Origin of the sequence: Streptomyces marinisediminis, assembly GCF_026262575.1 — a bacterium.
In the GTDB taxonomy this organism is placed as follows: domain Bacteria; phylum Actinomycetota; class Actinomycetes; order Streptomycetales; family Streptomycetaceae; genus Streptomyces; species Streptomyces marinisediminis.
The window spans coordinates 1-542 of record NZ_JAPKFL010000114.1 but is presented as its reverse complement, the minus strand read 5'-3'; the positions used below and the strand labels follow the sequence as shown (position 1 = coordinate 542).

The following is a 542-nucleotide window of genomic DNA, read 5'->3' as shown; positions in this document are numbered from 1 at the left end:
ACCCGCACGGTCAGCCGCGTCACAGGCCACCCACCGCGCCCGCGCACCCCACCGCGCCAACTCCTCCACCAACTCCGCACCACCGGCACCGCCACCCCCACGCGAGAGCAGCACCAACTCCCGCACACCCCACTCCCGCACCAGATGCCGCACCACCACACCACCCAACCCACCACCCGCACCCGTCACCAACACCACACCCGAACCCACACCCGAACCCACACCCACACCGGACCCCACACCCACACCGGCACCGGCACCGGCACCGGCACCGGAGAGACCGGACGCCTCAAGCCGCTCGGCCGCCTCAAGCTCCCCGGACGCCTCAAGCTCCCCGGACAGCTCGGACTCCCCGGGCAGCTCGGGCAGCTCGGAGGGCTCGGAGGGTTCGGGCTGTTCGGTCGGCGGTACTGTCACCCGGGTCAGACGGGGCGCGAAGACCTGACCACCGCGCACCGCCACCTGCGGCTCACCCCAGCCCGCGACCTCCTCCCACACACCCGCACCCGAACCAGCACCAGCACCAGCGCCCAAGTCGGCAC

Annotated in this window: 1 protein-coding gene; it reads right to left on the bottom strand. The window is 72.7% G+C overall.

Features of this window, described 5'->3' with window-relative positions; genetic code table 11:
- Positions 1–498: KR domain-containing protein (locus OSB71_RS24305; protein WP_265950956.1), on the bottom strand; the 498-nt coding region annotated here is incomplete at its 3' end.
- Between the last annotated feature and the right edge of the window lie 44 nt (positions 499–542).